The following is a 20,548-nucleotide window of genomic DNA, read 5'->3' as shown; positions in this document are numbered from 1 at the left end:
AAAGTAAGCCATTCCCCGAAGAAGCCGCCGTTGCGGGCCTAGTCCACGGCCACTTCGCCCAGCACGCGTTGCACGGCGGCATCGTCGGTGGCCGCCACTACGCGCACCTTGCCGGTGGCATCCGCATACAGGGCCAGCAGGCGGTGGTGCAGGGCATCGTCGGGCACCAGCACGAGGCGGGCGCGGCGCATGGCCATGCGTTCCATTTCGAGCTGGTAGCCGTGCTCGGCGGGGTTGGGCAGGTCGGTGGCCAGGCTGGCGAGGTAGAGCACCAGCGGCCGGCCCGAGCTGTTGCGGATTTCGAGCGCCGCCAGCCACGCCGGCCAGTTGGGGGCGTAAATCACCCCAAAATCGGCGGTGCGGCCCTGTACCAGCTGCGCCGCCTGCCGGGCATATTGAATCATGCGGAAGTTCAGGCCATCGAGGTGGGGTACCAGCACGGCGGGCGCGGCGGGTGGCGGGAGGGGCGCGCGAACGGCGGCAGCTTCCGGCGCTTCATCGTCGGCCGCCGGGGCGTCAGGCACGAGGTCGTCTTCCGGAGCCGACAGGTCGGCGGCTTCTGCCGCGCCGATTTCTGCCGTGGTTTCCTCAAAAACGGCCGGATGCTGCACGGCCGGCAGCTCCGGGTCGGGGTCGAAATTCAGGTCGCCGGCCTGCGGGTGCAGCCGGGGCCGGATGGTAGCCCTGGCCATTGAAATAGCCGCAACGGTCGCAGCCGCGCCATTCAACGGCCCGAAACCGGGCACTGCCGCCTTTGGCACCGCGCCGCCAGTGCCCTGCGCTGCCACCAGCGGCCGGGGCGGGGCGGGCGGTGGTGGCGGGAAAAAAGCCCCCGAACCCGCCCCCAGATACGGGGCGGCCGGCGCTTGCCACTGGCCCGCCAGCGCGGGCGCATGAGCACCGACAGGCCACTGGCTGCGGCCGGGAGCAGCGGGCAGCATCCGGCGCGAAGGAGCCAAAGGCTTCGCTGGAGTGCCCGGGATGGCCGGCGCGGTTGCTTCCGGAGCATCGGCGGCGGCCAAATCGGTCAGGCCGATAATGCGCGATTGCCGTGCCGGTGTGGTCGTTTTGTTCTGCGCCGCCGCCGTGGGCAGCAGTTGTATGCCCGGCCGGTTCGCTACCGCTTCCAGTGCATCGACAGCGGCTTCCGGAGCGGCCGAAACAGCTGTGGGGTTATCCGTAAAATTCTGTTTATGAATGGGGTAATGTGCGGAATCAGCTGCCGCTGTCGTGGCTTTCGGCGCATTGCTGGCGGCGTGTTTAAGCGAAGCTTTGCCGGCCGGTAGGTGCGGGTACACGGCCAGCACCGGCTGCCGGGCGGCCAGCTGGTACACCAGCGGCAGGGTAGGAGGCAGGGCCGCGCCGCCGAGCACGGCCACGGTGGGGTCGGCGTCGTCCCAGGCCAGCAGCAAAACGGAAAATTCGGGCGGAGTCATGGGCAAAGCAGGGAAGGAAATTCATTCGGCCAATCCCTGGGGGTAGCGCTTGGCCGTGAATTAACTCCCAATGCTACGGCAACGGGGTCGCATTTGCCGAAAAAACCCGTTTGTGCGGCGCAGAAAAAAGTAACTTGCATGCTTCATAAGTGCCTTGCCGGCCCGGCCGGTCTTTTTTTAACCGGTTTCATCCCGGTTTTTGCCTTCTGCTTAGAATTACTTTATGGATACCACGATTCAGGAAAATAACTACATGGTAAACGACCTGGCGGCGCAAAGCCACCAGGAACATTATCCGGGCGAAATTATCCGGGCCGACGAGCTCGACGGCCACCGCTTCCTCTTCAATTGCCAGAACGGCGTGCGGCTCTTATTGCACGTCCTCAGCGACAAGATTATCCGCTTCCGCTACCTCACCGACGGCCCGCTCTCGCCCGATTTCTCCTACGCCGTGCCCGCCGATGCCGTCTCGCGCATGGAGCCGGCCCTGGTGGAATTCCGCGAAAAGCCCGACCACTACCGCATCACCACCGAGCGCCTCATCTGCATCGTGCAGAAGGAAAACCTGAAGGCCCGCGTGCTCGACCGCTCCGGTACCATTCTCAGCGACGACGAAAAAGGCTTCCACTGGGAGTACGATTACGATACCGGCAACGATATCGTGAAGATGAGCAAGCAGGTACCCGCCGGCGTGCACTACTACGGCCTCGGCGACAAGCCCGACAACATGAACCTGCGCGGCAAGCGCTTCACCAATTGGGGCTCCGACACCTACGGCTACGTGAAAGGCTCCGACCCGCTCTACAAGAACATCCCGTTCTACCACGTGCTGCACCAGAAAATCGCGCACGGCATTTTCTTCGATAATACCTTCAAGGCCAGCTTCGATTTCGCCGCCGAGCGCGCCGACGTCACCAGCTTCTGGGCCCAGGGCGGCGAGCTGAACTACTACTTCATCTACGGCCCCACGCTCATGGAGGTGACCCAGGATTACACCCTGCTCACCTGCCCGCCCGAGCTGCCGCCCCTCTGGACGCTGGGCTACCACCAGTGCAAATGGAGCTACTTCCCGGAGAGCAACGTGAAGGAAATTTCCTCGGGCCTGCGCGACCGCCAGATTCCCTGCGATGCCCTCTATCTCGACATCGACTACATGGAGGGCTACCGCTGCTTCACCTGGAGCAAGCAGCACTTCCCCGAGCCCAAGCGCATGGTGCAGGAGCTGGCCGCTGAGGGCTTCAAAACCATTGTTATCATCGACCCCGGTATCAAGATTGACCCCGAGTATTCGGTGTATAAGGAGGGCGTGGCCAACGACTACTTCTGCCGCCGCGCCGATGGCCCGCTGATGAAGGGCTCGGTGTGGCCCGGCCTCTGCAACTTCCCCGATTTCACCGCGCCCCGCGTGCGCGAGTGGTGGGCCGGCCTGTTTCAGGAATTGATTCAGGATATCGGCGTGAAAGGCGTGTGGAACGACATGAACGAGCCGGCGGTGTTCGAAAAAGGCACTTTCCCGCCCGATGTGCGCTTCGACTACGACGGCCACTCGGCCTCGCACTCGAAGGCCCACAACATCTACGGCATGCAGATGGCCCGCGCCACCAACGATGGCGTGAAGCGCTTCAGCTACCCCAATCGGCCCTTCACCATCACGCGCAGCACCTACAGCGGCGGCCAGCGCTACTCCTCGGGCTGGACCGGCGACAACATTGCCAGCTGGGAGCACCTCTGGCTGGCCAACATCCAGTGCCAGCGCCTGAGCATCTCGGGTTTCAGTTTCATCGGTAGCGACATCGGCGGCTTCGTGGACACGCCCACCGGCGAGCTCTACGCCCGCTGGATTGCCCTGGGGGCCTTCCACCCGTTTTTCCGCACCCATAGCTCCGGCGACCACGGCGACCAGGAGCCCTGGAGCTTCGGCGATGCCGTGACGGACGTCGTGCGCTCATTCATCGAGCTGCGCTACCGCCTGCTGCCCTACATGTACACCGCCTTCTGGCAGTACGCCACCAAGGGTACGCCCATGCTACGCCCGCTCACCTTTCTGGACCAGAACGACACCGAAACCTACCTGCGCATGGCCGAGTTCGGCCTCGGTGACAACCTGCTCATCTGCCCCATCACCCAGCCCGGTGCCGATGGCCGTTGGATGTACCTGCCCCGCGGCGACTGGTTCTACTACTGGACCGACACGCCCCAGACCGGCGGCAGCGAAGTGTGGGCGGCGGCCGACCTCACCCGCATTCCGCTCTTCATCAAGGCCGGCGCGGTGGTGCCCATGCAGCCGGTGATGCAGTACGTGGGCGAAACCCCCGTCACCGAGCTCACCCTGCACGTGTACTACAAAAACGGCACCGCCGAGAGCGTCCTCTACGACGACGGCGGCGAAGGCTACGCCTACCTCGAAGGCCACAAAACCGTGCGCCGCTTCACCGTCACCGGCTCCGCCACCGACCTCGTCCTCACCCAGGCCATCGAAGGCGACTACGCGCCCAGCTACGCCACCTACCGCGTGGTGCTGCACGGCGTGGCCGGCGCCATTGCCGTCACCGCCGACGGCCAGCCCGCCCCCGTCACCGACGCCACCCTGGAAACGGGCCTCACCCTGCCCAGCCTCGTGGTGCCCGTCAGCTTCGGCGAGGTGCGCGTGAACGTGGTGGCGAGTGGGTCGGGGAAGGGGGAGGTGCCGGTTGTGTAAACGATGGCGCGGGGTTTTATACTTATCTATCCTTCTCTCTTAAGGAAATGAAAAACTTAACAGACTTTTTTACAGAGTATGGCGAACTGCATGATGCTGTGTTGCGCGATGTGTCATTTTGCTTCTTGCCATCTGCAATTGCCCCAACTATAAAAGTTGTGTTAGACTGTATGTCCCTGCTTCAAGACGATGCGTGGGTTTATTTGGAAATGACCTTTCAGAAGGTTCACGAGTTTCGTCTTATTGCCACTGAGCAAATGACGCCAACGGTGGTAGAGTCCTTTGCTGCGGAACGATGGGGCAGTAAATTGATTTTCGATTTTGCACCCAACCGTGTGCAGCCAGAAGGAATTGCCGAACATCGGGATTCTTATTTCTATCTGGTTTGCGACGAATTTGATTTTCGCGAAATCTCTCTTGCATAGGCTGCCAAATGGGTCTATTTGGTAGAAAAAAGGAATTAGGTCAACCACCCCACAAACCAAAACAGGGCACCCCACGGGGTGCCCTGTTTCATTCCCGCCCACCCGGCCGCTACACCTGGGGCGGCCCCGGGGCGGCGGGCGGGGCGGGCGTGTCCGTCACGTAGTCCTGGTACTTGCAGGCATCAGTGGTGGCATACAGGGCTTGGCTGCTGCTGGTGCCGCTTTTGGTCCCAGCCTGGTGTTGCCCGTCAGCTTCGGCGAGGTGCGCGTGAACGTGGCGGCGGCTGGGGCGGGGAAGGGGGAGGCACCGGTTGCGTAACCTTCTTGAAATATTACATCCAAGTAAAAAAGGCTTTTTAAGTATATTGGATGCCAGTTGGTGCCTAAATAAAAACCGACGTGCAACTTTCAGGCTGCTTCGCAAGTCAACGAGATAGAACGCCTTACCTCTTTTTTTTATGGACTCGAAACCCACTCGATTTGCTTATTGGCTGCTCGGCAGCCTGTGCGCTATGGCAGCCGTGAGTTGCACCTCCGAAAAACAAGACCCTGACCCCAATTTGGTGGCGGTGTGCTACGCCCAAACCCAATGTGCCGACCGTTGGGGCCAAGCTCAGGGCACCCAACAACTCATAACTGCGGCCCAAACCTACTTGGCCCAGCAGGGCCTAACGCTGCATCAGCCTTCTGCTAGCGTCAAAAATGCTGGCATGGTTTGCAATACTTGTTCCTGCACCACGGGCTTGGTACTGGAGGGAATGGTCCAACCTGCCGATTTGCCGGCCGTACTCGCCTGAGACTTTACCAAACAGTAAGTAGCCTTGGCTAGTACGCTTCAGCAAAGGTCAGCCACCCCAAAAACCAAAACAGGGTACCACACGGGGTGCCCTGTTTCGTTCCCGCCCACCCGGTCGCGCCAGCAGGGTGCCAGCAGGGAAACTCCGAAAGCGCAAAACCGCAGGGTTGCTTTATCCCGCTCCGGCCCCGTCATTTGCCCCATGTCCGGTACCACTCTGCAAGCCATCAGTATCTATAGGCTGCTGGTGCCGCTGCGCGAGCCGTTCGTGATTTCCCTCGGGCCGCTGCTGGCGGTGGAGAATATCATTGTGGTCCTGCGCACGGCCGATGGCCACGTCGGCTACGGTGAGTGCAGCCCCTTCCTCACCATTAGCGGCGAGAGCGTGGACATCTGATTCATCGTGGGGCAGTATTTTGCCCCCGCGCTCATGGGCCGCGATGCGCTGGATTTTGCCGGTAACCTCGCCGAGCTGGACCGCATCATTTACGGCAACAGCAGCATCAAAAGCGCTTTCGATATTGCCTGGCACGACACCGCGGCCCAGCACGCGGGCCAGCTGCTCTATGAATTCCTGGGTGGGAAAAACGACAAAGTTCTCACCACCGACATGACCGTGAGCCTCGGCCCGCCCGCCAAAATGCAGGCCGATGCCGTGCGCTTTCAGCGGGAGGGCTTCCCGGCCATCAAAGTGAAGCTGGGCGGGCATTGGTCCCGCGCACCCGCTGCGCATCGACGCCAACCAGGGCTGGGCGACGGCCGATAACGCCATTGCCGTGCTTCAGCCCCTGGCCGGGTGCGGGCGGCCTCGCCCATTCCAATCATGGCCGCCGAAAGCTGCGGCGACGAGCACGACGCGGCCCGCCTTATCCAGCTGCAAGCCTGCCAGATGCTGAATATCAAGCTGGGCAAGTCCTCGGGCTTCCATCGGGCGCAAAAAATAGCGCAGCTGGGCCAGGCCGCCGGCCTCACGTTGCAAGTGGGCGGCTTCCTCGAATCGCGCCTCGGTATGACGGCCGCCGCCCACTTGGCCTTCAGCAACCCGGCCATCCAGCACTGCGATTTCGATACCCCGCTCATGTTTGCGGCAGACCCGGTGGTGGGTGGCTTCCGCTACCGGCCTGGGCGCTGGCATCGACGAGGCCTGGCTGCGCCGCGCCGAGCAGGTGCATTTTTGATAAGCCGGCCCTGCTCACGGTTTGTTCCAACTATTTCCCAAGCCCTGTTACCTCGGCTGGTGGGGCTGAGCAGGACTACTGCCTAGCGTGTTGAGCAAAATAAACGCAGGGGTAGGCTCCTTGCTGAAACTAATTTATAGATACTTACGGGTTTTCAGAAACAATCCCAGGCGAGCGTGGCTTGAGATAGGTGTGCTATTTGCAATGACGTAACTGGCAAGAAACTGGCAATAAATCATCATTTTTCAGAAGGGAATGCTAAGAAAATTCAAACTATCAGAATTGCTTATTCTGTTTCTAGTCGTGTTTTTGATATTCGTGTCGGAGTACTACTACCTGGTTTTGAAGGACCATGACCGGGCGCTATTTATTGGGTTGTGGCCCCCAACCATGTTGCTGTTTCTGGTATACTTCAACTTGAAAAAACAACAATAACATGGACAACGCCGATATTTTACTGTTTACTCTTTTGGTGGTTCCCGCGTTTATTGTTTTTGCATTCCTTACTATCAGAGAGTTTGCGCAAGCTGGCGAGAGCGACTTCAAACCCGATTCTGATAAGCGACTCAGGTAGCTGACTGGCCGCGTCGGTAGCATAGAAAAAAGCAGGCCATGCCTTCCCTTCCGTCACCGTGGTCTAATCCAGCGTGGTACGACAACTTTTTAGTTGTCGTACCACGCTGGATTAGACCACGGTGACGGAAGGGTTTAGTGGTGCGACGACTTTTTGGTCGTCGCACCACTATATTTCAGCTAATTGTTGATTGATAACCAATTAGTTAACCACCAGGCGCACGGTGGTGCCGTTGCCGCGCACCACGTATAGGCCCGGCGCAAGGGCCGCCAGCTCCAGCCGAAGCGTACTGCTGTCGGCTTGCATAGCTGATAGGCGCACCCGGCCGGACAAATCCAGCACCAGCACCAGCTGGCCGGCTACAAGGCCCGTCACCGTAACCGTGCCAGCGGCCGGATTGGGCCACATCTGCAGCCGGGCCACCGCGCTGGCGGGCACGTGCACGGCGCGTACCGGCGACAGGCTTTCGGGGCCGTTGTTGTCCACCTGGCGCAAGCGGTAGTACACCGTGGGGCCGGGGTAGGTGGCCAGGGCCACATCGTCGAACTGATAGCTGCGGGGCGTGCTGCTGCTGCCCGGGCCGGGTACCCAGCCCAGGCGGCGGAAAATCGTGCCATCGGCAGAAGTCTCGATGGCAAAGCCAGCGTTGTTTTTCTCCGAAGCCGTGTGCCAGCTCAGGTACGCCGTGGGGCCGTGGGCTTCGGCCGTGAAGGCAGTCAGCTCCACGGACAAGGGGCCTGCCAGGGTAATGTTGGCATTATTGATGGCAAAAAACACGTTGTTCAGCGCCTGAATTTTGATGCGACCCTGGGTCGTATTCACATTGGGGAGCTGCACCGATTGGATGCCATCGTTGGGCGTGCTGGCCAGCAGCACGGTGGGGAAGGTCAGGCCCCCATCAGTCGAGAAAAGTGCCTGCACATTGGGGCAGCTCACTGGGGCCTGGTCGGTGCCCAACACGCTCCATGTGAGGGTGTAGGTGCTGCCGGCAGCCGCCGTGAGAGCCGCGCCGGGGGCCGTCACGGCAAAGGGTCCGGCCGAGGCCACGGCCATGGTCACGTTGGCCCCCGTCACGCCGCTGTGGTTGTCGCGCGCCGTGAGGCGGAAATTGAGGGTGCGAGCCACCTGGGGCAGTATTTCGCCCAGCGAGGCCGTGTTGGCCAGCAGCGATGTCAGGTTGGGAAACGTGCGGGCCGGGCTGGTCTCGGGCGCAAAGCTGCGAAACAGCGGCGGACCCGAAGCATCGGTGGCCGCACCGGCCAGGCCGCTGGCATTGCCTATGTCCAGCTCTTCCCAGGAATAGGTGAGGACGTCGCCGTTGGGGTCGGTGCCGTTGCCGGCGAGGGTGAAGGGGGTGCCCTGCGGAATGGTGTAGGTGTTGCTGGCCGGCACGCTCAGGCTGGGCGGCTGGTTGCCGGTGGTCGTGAAGCTGCCGCAGTTTAGGCTGGGCACGATGGTACTCAGGCTGCCGGCGTGAAAATAGTCGATGCCCGCGCCCACGTTGTCGGGGGCGCAGCGCGAGTCGTACGACATGATGGTGTTGCCCGCACCCGGCTCGAAGGCCAGCGTGAGGCTGCGGTTACCGCCGCCGCAATTGCCCTGGTCGCCATTAAATGTATGCTCGGAGCCGAGCTGGTGGCCTATTTCGTGGATTACCACGGTGGCCATCAGGGCCGCTGAGCTCCCGGTGGAAGCGCCGCTGGCTTTGTACGGGTCGTAGCAAGTCACATCTACGTAAGCCACGCCCGAGTAGCCGCCGCTGCGGTAGCCCAGCACATGGCCCAGTTCGTAGTTGCCGGAGCCAATGACTTGGTCTATCTTACTTTGGTTCTCAGTCAGCAAGCTTGCGAGGTTGTTGTTGGTATAAGGGTCGGTGGTGGCATCGGTGAAAATGAGCTGGTCGTTGTTGCCTACCAGCTGCAGGCGCACGGCCAGGTCGCGCTCATACACCGCGTTCAGGGAATTCACCAGTGTTACCATGCTGGCTAGGGCATTGGCCATGGTGTTGCCACCCAGCTGCTGGGTGTACTCGCCGGTGGCGGCCATGGCCAGCCGCAGCACGCGCAATTGGCTGCCATATGGCGCGGGTGGGGTGGGCGCGGTGCCCCCGGCGGGCCGTTGCACCCGGCCGGGCACCGGCAAGGCCCCGCAGGCAAACTCCGGCAGCGCGTCGGAGTGGCTCTGGTAGCGGTTGGCGGTACCGGGGTCGGCTTCGATAACGAGGGTGCTGGTGAGATTAAGCACCTGGGCGTGTATTCCGGCGGGTGAGGTTTCGAGGCGCACTGAGGCGGTGGGCTCGTCGAGCCCGTGCCCGGCGTAGGTGGCCAGCTGCGGATAACGGGCCGCCAGCGCGGGGGCCATCACCGGCGCTTTGGTGAGGGCGAAGCGGTGCAGCGTGCCGTCGGGGTAGGGCAGTTCCAGGGTGACGGCGGCGGCGGGGCTGGTTTCGGAAGGCGCACTGGCCAGGCGGGCGTCCAGCTGCGTGGCATCGAGGATAAATCAGCTGCCGGAGGTTTTCGGGGCCATGTCGCCATTGCGGGCGGCCGGGGCTGGCTGCCACAGTGGGGCCGGGGTTTGAGCGCTGCCCACCCGGGGGCATAGCAATAGCGCAGAAATCAGCGCAAAAGAAATCTTGCCGTATCGAAAATCCATATTAATCAAGCGCAGGCCGGGTATTATACGATAGCTGTACAGTACAAAACCACTATTGCGGGTGAGTCCTGCCAAATGAGGAATAATATGGAGTAAAATACAAGTCAGGAAGTGAAATGAAGCTGTATTTACATCGCATATACGGCACCTTTTTGCTCGCTGCCACGCACAAGGCAAGTTATTGGCCGGCTCACTATCAAGGCGCCCAGTTGCGAATAAATATGTATTATATAAAATATTTATTTATTTAAAAAAGTCAAAATGCTTCCTCGTTCAGGGCCGTCCTACCAGGCCAATGGCCGCATTAGGGTTGCGGGCCTATTGGCTGGGTGCGCCTCATAAAAACCGCGTTTTCAGGGCCGGCGTGGGCAGCATGCAGCTTTCCTGTCGGCCAAACCAGCGGTAGCGGTGGCGGGCCACGAAGCGGTAGGCGGCATCGCGCCAGGCAGCGGGCAGCACCCGGCCCAGGCCCGCTACCCGCCATACGCCGCCCAGGCCCTCGGCAATGCGCAGCACGGCGTCCGAATGCGAGTACAACTGCCCGCCGCTCAGCAGCAGCACCGATTCGGGGGCGGCCGCGACGGCGGCCGGCGTGAGGCCGTGGGCCATCAGCAGGGCCCGGCCGGCGTCGCTTTGCAGGGCCGCGAAGCGGAAGTGGCCCGCCGGGTCGCGGCGGATAACGAACTGCACAAAGCCGTTGCAGAGGTTGCACACGCCGTCGAACAGGATGGTATCAGGAACAGAATTGGGCATGGATTCGGCGAAAGGGGCGGTGGTGACTGCTATGTTAAACGGGCCGGCCGGGCCAATGTTGATAATTGCTGTTGCGCCGGTAATGCTTGTGCCGGGAGTTTTAATGAGTTCCTGGTTGCTCGTTCTAAAAAACGGCTCAAAAGCATCCAATCAGCAACTAACTGGCGCATCCGGCTGCGCTCAGCATGGCGTTCTTTCGTTTCCCGTTTCCCGGTTTAAGTGCCGCCTCAGGCCCACTGCTTGAGGTACTGAAACACCTCCGGATGCGTGAGCAGGCCGCCGTGGTGCTGCTGGTTGAATACGGCCGTGCGGACGCTGGCCCCGGCGGGCAGGGCCGCTTCATCGCCGAAGGTGGCGTGGCCCCGGGCGCTGCCGTGGCCCACCAGCCCATCGCCGAAATACTCGCGCAGGGCCGAGGGTCGGGTGGCCCGTAGCCAGGAACCCATCAGAATATGATATTTCACGCCGGGCAGCGGCGGCACGGGCGTGCGCGGCGGCGTGAGGTCGTTGGCGTGGGCATTCTGCCAGTCCTCATCCACCAGAATGGAGTAGCGCAGGTCCTTGATGCCGTTGCTGCGCTGGTTGAGGGCCTTGCTGAGAAAGCGGGTGGGAAACAGGTTGATGCGTTCCAGCAGCCGCGCCGTGAAGTGCGAGTTCTGCTCCAGCCACGAGCCATCGTTGGGCGTGCCGATGAGGAAAATGGAGCGCAGATGCGCCAGCCAGGGGGAGTTATTAGTTGAGAGTTGAGAGTTAAGGGTTAAGAGTTGATTTTGGTCGGAAGTTGTGGCCGACTCATCACTAACAACTCTTAACTCTTCACTTTTAACTTTTAACTCACTTCCATAGTAGCCTGCCGAGCGGATAATCAGCCCGCCCATGCTGTGGCCCACCAGCACGAGCTCGCCGATGGCATCGGGCCAGGTATTCACCAGCTCGGTGAGGAGGCGGTTGAGCTCGCGGCCGTTTTCGGAGAGGTGCAGGCCGGAATTGAAGCGTAGGTAGAGGCCGCGGCTGTGGGTTTCTTCGGCCAGGCGCGGGCCGTAGCGGCGGCTGCCGGCCGGGTCCTGAAAACTGGTTTGCCAGATGAGCTCATCGCCCATCAGACCGTGGATATAAACCACCGTTTTCTGGTGTGGCTCGATGAGGTGCAGGTCGGCCACGGCCACGTCCTGCCCGCCCCGCCGGAAGCTCATCTGGATGGCGCGCGGGTCGAAGCGGGTAGCCAGCTGGTCGCCGAGGGCCCCATTGAGCACGGGTAGAAAAAAATGCTGGTGCGCCTGGCCCACGCGCACCACGTAGCTGGCCCCGCGCACGGGCAGCATTGCAGCCCGCCCCACGGCCCCCAGGGCACGGCGGAAGCGGGAGGGCGGCTTGGGGTCAGAATCAGACATGGGCTGGCGGGAACACGCGGCGGTAAGAAGAAGTATAACCCGAAAGTAGCGCCGCCGCCGGTATTGCGTTGGCCTTCCGCCCGAAATCAACGTACTTTGCACTACTTAATTCCAAGCACTACATTTCATGAAGCTTTCTCACCGTCCCGCCCTGGCCCTGTTGCTGGGCACCGCTTTGGCGGCCTCGCTCTCGTCCTGCGAATACCACTGGAGCCCCGGCAAAAACCCGCAATTCAAACACGGTTTCACCAACGCCCCCGGCTGGCACAAATCGGATGTGGACCGTGACAGCATCAATAACCAGCAGCGCGTAGAGCCCGCCACGGGCACCGGTTCGGCCGTAGCCATTAAAAAAGGCTCCGTGAAGGAGAAGCTGGACTCGGCTCCGGCTGGTACCAGCGCTACCTCGCCCCAAAATGCCAGCGGTCAGATGGGTTCGGTAGACCAGACCCAGCCGAAAAACTAGTTTTCGGCAATCGCCCAAAATACAAAAAAAGCCCGCTGCCGTAATGGTAGCGGGCTTTTTGCGTTGAAATTGCGGGTTGAGCTAAGCCGGGCGCTCGGCCACTGGCAGCTGCCCCACGCGGGCGTAGCCGAAGCGCACGGGCGGCAGCACGGCGTGGTAGCCATCGAGGCCCGAAATGGCGGCCGTGCCGACGGCGGCCAGGTCCAGCGTGCCATCGGGGCGCAGTAGCTCGTCGCGCAGATAAACGTGCTCCACGGTGCCCACCAGCAGCACGGTGCCGTTGCTGATGTGGTGCTCCTCCAGCAGCCGCAGGCCGATGCTAACGGCGCTTTCGGCCACGTAGGGCGCGGGGAAGCCGTCGCGGTATTCGGCTGTGAAGCCGCAGGCATCAAACTCCGAAACCGTATCCGGGAAGTTGGCCGAGGTGTAGTGGGCCTGGGCGGCCAGGGCCTCGGGTACGTGGTTGAGGGTGTAGCATCCGCTGGCTTTGAGGTTGGCGTAGGTATGGCGCGGCACGGTGGTGGGGCGCGTGATAATGCCCAGCAAGGCCGGGTCGGAACCCAGGTGCAGGGCCGAGCTGAACACGGCCAGGTTGGTCATGCCATCGGGCGCAGCGGTACCCACCAGGTTGGCCGACTTGAAGCCTGGTAGGCCGTTGACGAGGTTGAGGCGGTATACTTTTTCGAAGCCGGCGATGTCGGCGGCGGTGAGGTGGCGCATGGACGCTTGGCTTGACTGAATGAGAAATGAAGAAGGAGGAACGTCTTACTGCTGTCGGGCGGCCCAGGCGTTCATCTTCTTTTCCAGCACCGTCAGCGGCATCGAGCCGCCGTCGAGCAGCTCGTTGTGGAAGGCGCGCAGATCGAACTTCGGCCCCAGCTGCTTGCGGTACCGGTCGCGCAGCTCACTGATTTTGAGTTGGCCCGTTTTGTAGCTCAGGGCCTGCCCTGGCACGGCCATGTAGCGCTCCACCTCGGCTGTGGCACCCTGCTCGCTGATGGCCTCGTTGGCCTGCATGTAGGCAATGGCCTGCTCGCGGGTGAGCTTGCCGGTGTGCAGGCCCACGTCCACCACCAGGCGCAGGGCCCGGTGGATTTCGGCTCCCAGGTGGCCCATGTGCTGGTAGGGGTCTTTGAATACGCCTAGTTCCGGCCCCAGGCTCTCGGCATACAGGCCCCAGCCCTCGTTGAAGGCCGAGTAGCCGCCGAAGCGGCGGAACTTAGGCAGAGTGGTGTTTTCCTGCTGTAACGATACCTGGTAGTGATGGCCCGGAATGGCCTCGTGCAGAAACAGCGTTTCCATGGCCGGGTTGCCGGCCGTGTTGAAGGTGAGCGGGTCGAGGATGGGCACGTAGAAAATGCCCGGCCGGGTGCCGTCCGGGGTGCCGCGGTTGTACTCGGCCGAAGCCGAAGCCGCCCGGAAGGCCTCAGTGGCGCGCACCTCAAACCCGGTTTTGGGCGTGCGGCCAAACAGCCGGGGCAGGCCCGGCTCGATGCGCGCCTGAATGGCCCGAAAGGCATCGAGTACCTCTTTTTCGGTTTTGAAGGGCCGGAATCGCGGGTCGGTGTTCACGAAGGCGAAGTAGGCCTTCAGGTCGCCTTTGAAGCCGGTTTCGGCTTTCACCCGCTCCATCTCGGCGTGGATGCGGTCTACTTCGGCCAGGCCGGTCTGGTAAATTTGCTCCGGGGTGCGGGTGGTGGTGGTGCCTACCTGTGCGGCGTAGGCGTAGCGGGCGGCACCCTGCGGCAGCGCACCCACACCCGACGAAGCCCGGGCCTGAGGCAGGTATTCGGTTTCCAGAAAGTCGGCCAGCCTTTGGTACGGAGCCGCTACGTCGCGCCGAATGGCCTCCTCAAACAAAGGCGTCAGCCGGGCCTTGTCGGTCGCCGCGAAGCTGGCCGGGAAAGCCTTTACGGGGCCGTAGAACAAGCTTTTGGCGGGGTCGGCCACGGCCAGGGCGCGCAGCTGGCTCACCATTTTGGGCACCAGGGCCTTGGGCAGCACCACGCCCGCCTTCATGCCGCGCCGGAAGTTGCCGATGGCCGAATCGGCCCAGACCGGGAAGCCGCGCAGGCGGCCCAGCCAGTGGTCGTAGTCGGCCACGGTGGCAAAGGGTTGGGCGCCGGTGCCCGCCCCCAGCTGGGCCAGGCTGCTGGGCAGGGCATAAAACTGGTTGAAGGGTATCATCCAGTTGTTGAACTGGTAGCCGGCCAGCCGCTGCTCCAGCTCGTAGGCCAGGATATCGTAGCTCACTTGGTCGTTGGCGCTGAGCCGGGCCCGGTCGAACGTGCGCAATGCCCCGAGGTAGCGCGTGTAGAAGCGCTTCAGCGTGTCGCGTCGGGCCTGGGTCTGGTCGTTGGGCAGCTGGTCGTCGAAGCGGTGGTCGCCCTGGGCCGTGGCCGCCAACGGAAACAGCTGGTTAGTGCGGTCGGAATATCTTTCGAACACTGCCGCCAGCGGGGCCGAGGGCGGTGCGGCAGGCCGGGAAGCCGGAGCGGGCCGCCTGGCAGGCTGGGCCGCCGCCGCACCGCCGGCCAGTAGCACGGCGACAAAAAGAAACTGTTTCATGGCAACGAAGAGAAAGACGAAAAAAGAGCGGAAGGCGGACTTCGGGGCTCACCCCGTTACCGTTCCAGCTTGAAGCCGGGCTCCCGCGCCGGCGGCGCGGTGCGGTTGGCCACGGCCCAGCCGGTGAGGTACATCCACTGCGTCATGCGCGTGAGCTTGGCGTAGTCGATGCGGCTGGGCTCGTCGCGCGGCGTGTGGTAATCAACATGCAGCAGCGAGGTGTACATGATGGACGGGATGCCCAGGCGGGCGTAGGGCAAGTGGTCGGAGCGGAAATACCAGCCCTCGGGGTGCGTAGGCTTGTCCCACTCGGTATCGAGCTTGAATTTGGGGCCGGCCTGGTTGGCAGACAGCGCGGTTTTTACGAGGTCCGACGAGTTCATGTGGGGCGGCGTCGAGCCCAGTAGGGCAGCGCTGTCGGCCACGTTGCGGCCCATCATTTCGGCGTTGAGCACGGCCACGATGCTGGATTGGGGCACCGTGGGGTGGGCCGAGAAGTAGGTTGAGCCAATTAGCCCGCGCTCCTCCGAGCCTTGGTACACGAACAGGGCCGAGCGCCGGCCCGGCTGCTGCTTAAAGGCCCGCATGATGGCCAGCAGGGCCGCGCAGCCGGTGGCGTTGTCGTCGGCTCCGTTATAAATCGAGTCGCCGGCGATGGGCGCACGCACGCCATCGTGGTCCTGGTGGGTGCTGAAGAGAACGTACTCCTTTTTCAATTGCGCGTCAGTGCCGGGCATTTTGGCCACAATATTCACGGACGGGTACTGGAAGCTTTCCACCTTCAGCTCGGTCGTAAACTGCTGGCCCGCCTGCTGCACCCAGCTGGCGGCGCTGGCGGGCAGCCATATCACGGGCGGGGTGTTCACCACTTTGGTGCTGGCCGCGCCGGGCAGGCTGTAGCGCCCGCGCTCGTAAATATGACTCCAATGGTCGTAGATGGCCTGCGATGGCGCATCCGAGACAAATACTACGGCCACCGCACCGGCCTTCACGAGCTCGGCCGTTTGTCCGGCAAATTTGCCAAATACGTAGCGCCGGTAGCTGATGCCATCCGTCGGCGCTCCGGAAATCTGCACGGCCACAGCCTTGCCTTTGATATCGACTTTGGCCAGCTCGGCCGCCGAGCCGCTGCCTACAAATACCAGCGGGGCCGTAATGCTGGCGTTGGTGGGGGCGGTTACTACGCCGTCTTCGTTCAGCTTAATCTCGTGGTTGCCAATGCGCAGGGTGCTGTTTTTGCCCAGGCGCGTGCGCTGCAGGTTGAACCACTGGAAGTAGGTGCCGTCGTCGCCAGCGGGCAGCATGCCCGTTTCGCGGATGCGGTCGGCGAGCCACACGCTGGCTTTCAGCTCATCCAGAGTGCCGCCCTCGCGGCCCCGGAAATGGTCGCCGGCCAGCGCAAACAGGTCGCGCTTGATGTCGGCTTCGTGAATGGCGCTTTCGGCGTTGGTGGACTTGGCAACGGGCTTCTTTTGGGCTGAAGCAGCCACGGGGGCGGCCAGGGCTAAGCCGGCCAGCAGCAGGCGCGGCAGGGAGCGAAGTTGTGGGAGCATAAGGGACGGATTGAGAGAAAAAATTAATTGAACATTTAAAGAACGTCATGCAGAAGGGTTCTGGGCCGCTCGGGACTCCAACGGCTCGGCCCCGACGTATGTTTTTTCGGGCAGCCGCGAAGCCACCAGCACAAACAGGGTCACGTTCACGGCCATCAGCCCGGCCGTGAACCAGTAAAAGTTGGCCCCGTGCAGTCCGGCCAGCCAGCCGCCGCGCGCAATGCTGCCATTCACTAGGCTCAGCCCGAAGTTGGCCGCCGCAATGGTGAGCACCCACAGCGACGTGGTGAGGCTTTTCAGCGAGCGCGTGGCGTGGGTGTAGGCATATTCGAGCCCCGTGATGGCTACCATAATAACGCCACCCACCAGCACGCAGTAGGCCAGAATCTGCCACCAGGCCGAGGGATGGCTGCCGGCATCTACCCGCGTTTGAATAGCGCCCACAATGAGCACGCCCAGCGTGGCAATGACCATGCCCGCGCCCATGCGGCGCAGTGGCGTAGGCTGCAGCCCACGCCGGGCCAGGGCCGGATACAGCTTGTACGTGAACAGCGGGTTCAGCCCGATGCCAAAGATGATGCCCGATAGCTGCAGCTGCTCGGCCAGGGGCCGGAAGCCCGGCCACAGCTCGCGGTTGAGGTGCGTGGCCTGCAGCACCCATTCCGAGGAGCTTTGCTCGTTCAGTATCCAGAGCACCGGCACGAAGGCAAACACCACGCCCACGCGGCGCAAGGCGGCCCGGTCTTCGCCGGCGCCCAGCACCTTGCGCAGGCCTGCGCGCAGGCCGGTGGGCGGCACGCGCACGTAGCGCCGTCGCCCGGCCCAGAAGGTGAGGGCCGCCGTGGCCATCAGCAGGCCCGGCACACCGAAGGCCACGGCCGGCCCGAAATGTTGGTAGAGCAGCGGCGTGAGGATGGTGGCCAGCGCCGCCCCCACATCAATGCTCATCTGAAACCAGCCGTAGGCCTTGGGCAGCAGCACCGCGTTGGCCGGCGTGAACTGGTCGCCGAGGTTGGCCGTCACGTTCGACTTTATGCCGCCCATGCCCATGGCCACCACCAGCAGCCCCAGCCGGAAGCCGCTCAAATCATTGTTGAATGCGGAAAGCAACACGTGCCCGCCGCAGTACAGAATCGACAAATAGAGAATGACGCGGTACTTGCCCAATACCCAGTCGGCCAGCAGCGCGCCCACCACCGGCAGGGCGTAGCCCAAGGCCGAAAACGAGTGCACCAGCGCGTTGGCCCGTGCCTCGGCCCCGGCCGTGAGGGCCGCGCTGTGCGTGGGATTGAAAAACTGCGCCACCAGAAACGTGGGCAGAATGGTCATCATGCCATAGTAGCTGAACCGCTCGGCCACCTCGCTGCCGATAATGAAAGGGAGGGCACGCGGGAAGCGCACCGGCGCGGCCGTAGTGGAAGATGCAGGAGCGTCGGCAGCGGTGGAAGGCATCATGAGGCAAGGCCAAAAAATAGGGAACGCCATGCCGAGTGGAGCCGAGGCATATCGCGTGCAATAGTAAACCTAATCGACTGGATTACTACTACACGCGAGATGCCTCGGCTCCGCTCGGCATGACGTTCCTTCTGCTAACCGTTATTCTACTGCACCGCGTTGCGCGGGTCGGGCCGGGGCTTCATCTCGTAGTCGTGCGGCGGCTGCCGGCCGGCCAGGTTCTGCACGAAGTAGTCCCAGCGGCGGCGCGTCATGTAGGGCGAGTAGGCGCCGTAGCCGTGGGCGGCGTTGGGGAATACCACCAGGTCGTAGCTCTTGTTGGCTTTGGTGAGCGCCTCCACCACCAGCAGGGTGTTGGCGGGCGGCACGTTGTTGTCCATCAGGCCGTGGGCCAGCATGAGCTTGCCTTTGAGGTTCTTGGCGAACGTGGCGTTGGCTTGGTTGTCGTAGCTGGTGGTGCCGTCGGCATTGGTTTTCAGCAGGCCGATGTAGCGTTCGGCCCAGTCGTCCTCATAATTACGGTTTTCGTGGTTGCCCGATTCCGAGATGCCCACTTTGAAGAAATCCGGGTAGCGGAACATGGCCGCCGCTGTGGCATAGCCACCGCCCGAATGCCCCCAGATACCGGCCCGCTCCAGGTCGATGTACGAATACTTCTGCGCCAGCTGGCGCATGCCGGTCACCTGGTCCGAGAGGGTATTTTCGGCCATGTTGCCGTAGCAGGCATCGTGATAGCTCTTGGAACGCAAGGGGTTGCAGCTGCCTTCAATCACGACCACCACGAAGCCCAGCTCGGCCAGCGCCTGGTTATCGCCCCGCGCCGAGGCAAACGACCAGCTGCCCACGCCGCCGCCCTGCGGCCCCGGGTAGATGTAGTTGATAATCGGGTACTTCTTGTTCGGGTCCAGGTTGGTGGGCGTGAACATGAGGCCGTACAGGTCAATCTGCCCATCCTGGGCTTTCACCGTGATGGGCGTGGGAGCCTTCCAGCCGGTGGCGGTGAGGCGGGAAATGTCGGCTTTCTCCAGCGTTTCCAGCAGCTTGCCAGTGGCGGCGCGCAGCACGGTCACTCCCGGCTTGTCGGGTTGCGAGTAGGTGTCCACGAAATAGCGGCCCGAGGGCGAGAGCATCACCTGGTGGTTGCCGGCTTCGGGCGTGAGTAGGGTGAGATTTTTGCCATCGAGCCCCACGCGGTAAAGGTGGGTAAAATACGGGTTGCCCGGCTCGCGGCCATCGGCCAGGAAGTACAGCTGGCGCTTCTGCTCATCCACGCGCAGCAGCTGCGTTACCACAAAGTCACCCTTCGTAATCTGGTTCTTCACCTTGCCGCTGCCGACATCATACAGGTAAAGGTGGCCCCAGTTGTCGCGTTCCGAATACCAGACAACCTCTTTCGTCTTGGGCAGGTAGCGCCAGTTGATATCGCCCTGACCCGATTCGTACTGCGTGGCCACGGTTTCGGAAAACACGTCGCGCACCGCGCCGGTGGCGGCATCGGCCACGCGCAGCTTCTCCTCCTTGTGGTCGCGCGAAGTCGACACGAAGGCCAGTTCGCGGCCATCAGGGCTCCAGTCCACATCGTCAAAAGTGCCGCTGCTCGAAATATCGTCGGACAGCGAGCCCCGGTGTTGGTCGGGGGCCATCTGCAAGCGCACCACTTTCGGGTTGTTCACCTCAATGATGACCCGCTCGATGGTGGTCACGTCTTTGTCGCCCGGCAGCGGGTATTTCCAGGATTTGAGGGTGGGATGGCCCACGTTGGTGGTCACCAGGTACATGTCGCCCACGGCCCGCTGGTCCTGCCGGAAGGTGGCAATTTTGCGCGAGTCGGGCGACCAGCGCAGCACCGGCTTGTCGCTGGTGGTCCAGCCGGCGTTATCGGTGGCGTAGCCGTAGTCCTTGGTGCCGTCGGTGGTGAGCTGGGTGGTTTGGTTGGTTTTGGTGTCGCGCACCCACAGGTTGTAGTCCTTGATGTAGGCGGCCAGCTGGCCGTTGGGCGACTCAATTTCGTTTTCGGCGTGGGCGTTTGGTTTGGCGGCGGGCGTGGCCTCGGGGCTCAGCTGGCCGCTCGCCACGTTATACTTCCAGCTTTTACCACCGGCCGCGAAGGAAATGGTCTTTTCATCGGGCGAAAACGCAAAGGTGCGAAACGGTAGCCGGGCCGCCTCGTAGGTTTGGCCGGTGGCCGTGGACAGCGCGGCGGCCAGTTTGGTCTGGTTGAAGGCGGCGTTGCGGGTTTTGCGGGCCGGGTCCACGAGAATGAACTCGCTGCCCTGGGCCGTGAGCACCCGGTACCAGAACCGGTCGCCCGCGAGCCAGTTGGGCTGGCCGGCGCTGTGGTCCACCAGCGGCTGGGTGTTGTAGCTCAGGAAACGTTCGGCGCGGGCGTAGTCCTCGGCCGTGAGGGTGGGCAGCTGCTGGGCCATCGCCACGGCCGAAACGAAAAAGGTCGCGGCCGTGAGTAGGGCCGGTACATACTTGTGCATAGGCTTTATTAGGAGCAGGCTAAAAGTTGAAATTATCAGGCTTGAAAGGTCGGCGTTTGGCCGGGGTAGGTTGCTTTGGTTGCGAAGTAGGGGGCAGGCACCGCACCCTACAATGGA

The 20,548-nt window shown here is 62.5% G+C and carries 16 protein-coding genes; 6 read left to right on the top strand and 10 right to left on the bottom strand.

Going from position 1 to position 20,548, the window contains the following annotated elements; genetic code table 11:
* Positions 1–38: 38 nt before the first annotated feature.
* The gene (locus tag KQ659_RS14555; RefSeq protein WP_216688335.1) at positions 39–1,436 is read right to left on the bottom strand and encodes a glycosyltransferase; all 1,398 of its coding nucleotides are present in this window, start codon (positions 1,434–1,436) and stop codon (positions 39–41) included.
* Between the two features lie 223 nt (positions 1,437–1,659).
* Here KQ659_RS14555 and KQ659_RS14550 point away from each other — a divergent pair, with 223 nt between their 5' ends.
* The 5 genes from KQ659_RS14550 (at position 1,660) to KQ659_RS14530 (ending at position 6,619) form a co-directional block, all read left to right on the top strand.
* Positions 1,660–4,134 carry a glycoside hydrolase family 31 protein gene (locus KQ659_RS14550; protein WP_216688336.1) on the top strand — a complete coding sequence of 825 codons (2,475 nt, stop codon included), beginning with the start codon at positions 1,660–1,662 and terminating at the stop codon, positions 4,132–4,134.
* Positions 4,135–4,181: 47 nt separating this feature from the next.
* Positions 4,182–4,559, top strand: a complete 378-nt coding sequence (locus tag KQ659_RS14545) for a hypothetical protein (protein ID WP_216680396.1) — start codon at positions 4,182–4,184, stop codon at positions 4,557–4,559.
* A gap of 998 nt (positions 4,560–5,557) precedes the next feature.
* Positions 5,558–5,752 (top strand): hypothetical protein, encoded by a 195-nt coding sequence (locus KQ659_RS14540; RefSeq protein WP_216680397.1) that lies wholly within the window; start codon positions 5,558–5,560, stop codon positions 5,750–5,752.
* A gap of 6 nt (positions 5,753–5,758) precedes the next feature.
* Positions 5,759–6,121, top strand: a complete 363-nt coding sequence (locus KQ659_RS14535; protein WP_216680398.1) for an enolase-like domain-containing protein — start codon at positions 5,759–5,761, stop codon at positions 6,119–6,121.
* A 30-nt stretch (positions 6,122–6,151) separates the two neighbouring features.
* Positions 6,152–6,619, top strand: coding sequence for an enolase C-terminal domain-like protein (locus tag KQ659_RS14530; RefSeq protein ID WP_226929990.1), 468 nt, complete (start codon positions 6,152–6,154; stop codon positions 6,617–6,619).
* A 689-nt stretch (positions 6,620–7,308) separates the two neighbouring features.
* Here the strand turns inward: KQ659_RS14530 and KQ659_RS14525 are convergent.
* The 4 genes from KQ659_RS14525 to KQ659_RS14510 all read right to left on the bottom strand — a co-directional run bounded on the left by KQ659_RS14525 (position 7,309) and on the right by KQ659_RS14510 (position 11,903).
* The gene (locus KQ659_RS14525; protein WP_216688338.1) at positions 7,309–9,468 is read right to left on the bottom strand and encodes a zinc-dependent metalloprotease; all 2,160 of its coding nucleotides are present in this window, start codon (positions 9,466–9,468) and stop codon (positions 7,309–7,311) included.
* A gap of 138 nt (positions 9,469–9,606) precedes the next feature.
* A complete protein-coding gene (locus KQ659_RS14520; RefSeq protein WP_216688339.1) occupies positions 9,607–9,759 on the bottom strand; it encodes a hypothetical protein in 153 nt (50 codons plus the stop codon).
* 336 nt (positions 9,760–10,095) lie between these two features.
* Entirely contained in the window at positions 10,096–10,512 is a 417-nt protein-coding gene (locus KQ659_RS14515) for a thiol-disulfide oxidoreductase DCC family protein (RefSeq protein WP_216680402.1), read from the bottom strand.
* 227 nt (positions 10,513–10,739) lie between these two features.
* Positions 10,740–11,903, bottom strand: a complete 1,164-nt coding sequence (locus KQ659_RS14510) for an esterase/lipase family protein (RefSeq protein WP_216680403.1) — start codon at positions 11,901–11,903, stop codon at positions 10,740–10,742.
* Between the two features lie 127 nt (positions 11,904–12,030).
* Here KQ659_RS14510 and KQ659_RS14505 point away from each other — a divergent pair, with 127 nt between their 5' ends.
* Positions 12,031–12,369 (top strand): hypothetical protein, encoded by a 339-nt coding sequence (locus KQ659_RS14505; protein ID WP_216680404.1) that lies wholly within the window; start codon positions 12,031–12,033, stop codon positions 12,367–12,369.
* 81 nt (positions 12,370–12,450) lie between these two features.
* Here the strand turns inward: KQ659_RS14505 and KQ659_RS14500 are convergent, their stop codons facing one another.
* From KQ659_RS14500 to KQ659_RS14480, 5 genes are all read right to left on the bottom strand, one after another.
* Positions 12,451–13,089, bottom strand: a complete 639-nt coding sequence (locus KQ659_RS14500; RefSeq protein WP_216680405.1) for a flavin reductase family protein — start codon at positions 13,087–13,089, stop codon at positions 12,451–12,453.
* A gap of 45 nt (positions 13,090–13,134) precedes the next feature.
* Entirely contained in the window at positions 13,135–14,937 is a 1,803-nt protein-coding gene (locus tag KQ659_RS14495) for a DUF885 domain-containing protein (RefSeq protein ID WP_216688340.1), read from the bottom strand.
* 56 nt (positions 14,938–14,993) lie between these two features.
* On the bottom strand, positions 14,994–16,490 hold the full coding sequence (locus KQ659_RS14490; protein ID WP_216688341.1) for a M28 family peptidase: 1,497 nt from the start codon (positions 16,488–16,490) through the stop codon (positions 14,994–14,996).
* Between the two features lie 45 nt (positions 16,491–16,535).
* Entirely contained in the window at positions 16,536–17,945 is a 1,410-nt protein-coding gene (locus KQ659_RS14485) for a POT-type proton-dependent oligopeptide transporter (protein ID WP_226929988.1), read from the bottom strand.
* A 146-nt stretch (positions 17,946–18,091) separates the two neighbouring features.
* Entirely contained in the window at positions 18,092–20,431 is a 2,340-nt protein-coding gene (locus KQ659_RS14480) for a S9 family peptidase (protein WP_216680408.1), read from the bottom strand.
* Positions 20,432–20,548 lie beyond the last annotated feature (117 nt).

The sequence above is a fragment of the Hymenobacter siberiensis genome (genome assembly GCF_018967865.2).
GTDB classification, from domain to species: Bacteria; Bacteroidota; Bacteroidia; order Cytophagales; family Hymenobacteraceae; genus Hymenobacter; species Hymenobacter siberiensis.
This window is presented reverse-complemented; position numbering and strand designations above follow the sequence as displayed.

Excerpts from the sequence above, each read along its gene's own strand:
- KQ659_RS14495 (WP_216688340.1), bottom strand. The coding sequence starts at position 14,937 with ATGAAACAGTTTCTTTTTGTCGCCGTGCTACTGGCCGGCGGTGCGGCG.
- KQ659_RS14515 (WP_216680402.1), bottom strand. The coding sequence starts at position 10,512 with ATGCCCAATTCTGTTCCTGATACCATCCTGTTCGACGGCGTGTGCAAC.
- KQ659_RS14480 (WP_216680408.1), bottom strand. The coding sequence starts at position 20,431 with ATGCACAAGTATGTACCGGCCCTACTCACGGCCGCGACCTTTTTCGTT.
- KQ659_RS14520 (WP_216688339.1), bottom strand. The coding sequence starts at position 9,759 with ATGGATTTTCGATACGGCAAGATTTCTTTTGCGCTGATTTCTGCGCTA.
- KQ659_RS14550 (WP_216688336.1), top strand. The coding sequence starts at position 1,660 with ATGGATACCACGATTCAGGAAAATAACTACATGGTAAACGACCTGGCG.
- KQ659_RS14525 (WP_216688338.1), bottom strand. The coding sequence starts at position 9,468 with ATGGCCCCCGCGCTGGCGGCCCGTTATCCGCAGCTGGCCACCTACGCC.
- KQ659_RS14555 (WP_216688335.1), bottom strand. The coding sequence starts at position 1,436 with ATGACTCCGCCCGAATTTTCCGTTTTGCTGCTGGCCTGGGACGACGCC.
- KQ659_RS14545 (WP_216680396.1), top strand. The coding sequence starts at position 4,182 with ATGAAAAACTTAACAGACTTTTTTACAGAGTATGGCGAACTGCATGAT.
- KQ659_RS14505 (WP_216680404.1), top strand. The coding sequence starts at position 12,031 with ATGAAGCTTTCTCACCGTCCCGCCCTGGCCCTGTTGCTGGGCACCGCT.
- KQ659_RS14485 (WP_226929988.1), bottom strand. The coding sequence starts at position 17,945 with ATGATGCCTTCCACCGCTGCCGACGCTCCTGCATCTTCCACTACGGCC.
- KQ659_RS14500 (WP_216680405.1), bottom strand. The coding sequence starts at position 13,089 with ATGCGCCACCTCACCGCCGCCGACATCGCCGGCTTCGAAAAAGTATAC.
- KQ659_RS14540 (WP_216680397.1), top strand. The coding sequence starts at position 5,558 with ATGTCCGGTACCACTCTGCAAGCCATCAGTATCTATAGGCTGCTGGTG.
- KQ659_RS14510 (WP_216680403.1), bottom strand. The coding sequence starts at position 11,903 with ATGTCTGATTCTGACCCCAAGCCGCCCTCCCGCTTCCGCCGTGCCCTG.
- KQ659_RS14490 (WP_216688341.1), bottom strand. The coding sequence starts at position 16,490 with ATGCTCCCACAACTTCGCTCCCTGCCGCGCCTGCTGCTGGCCGGCTTA.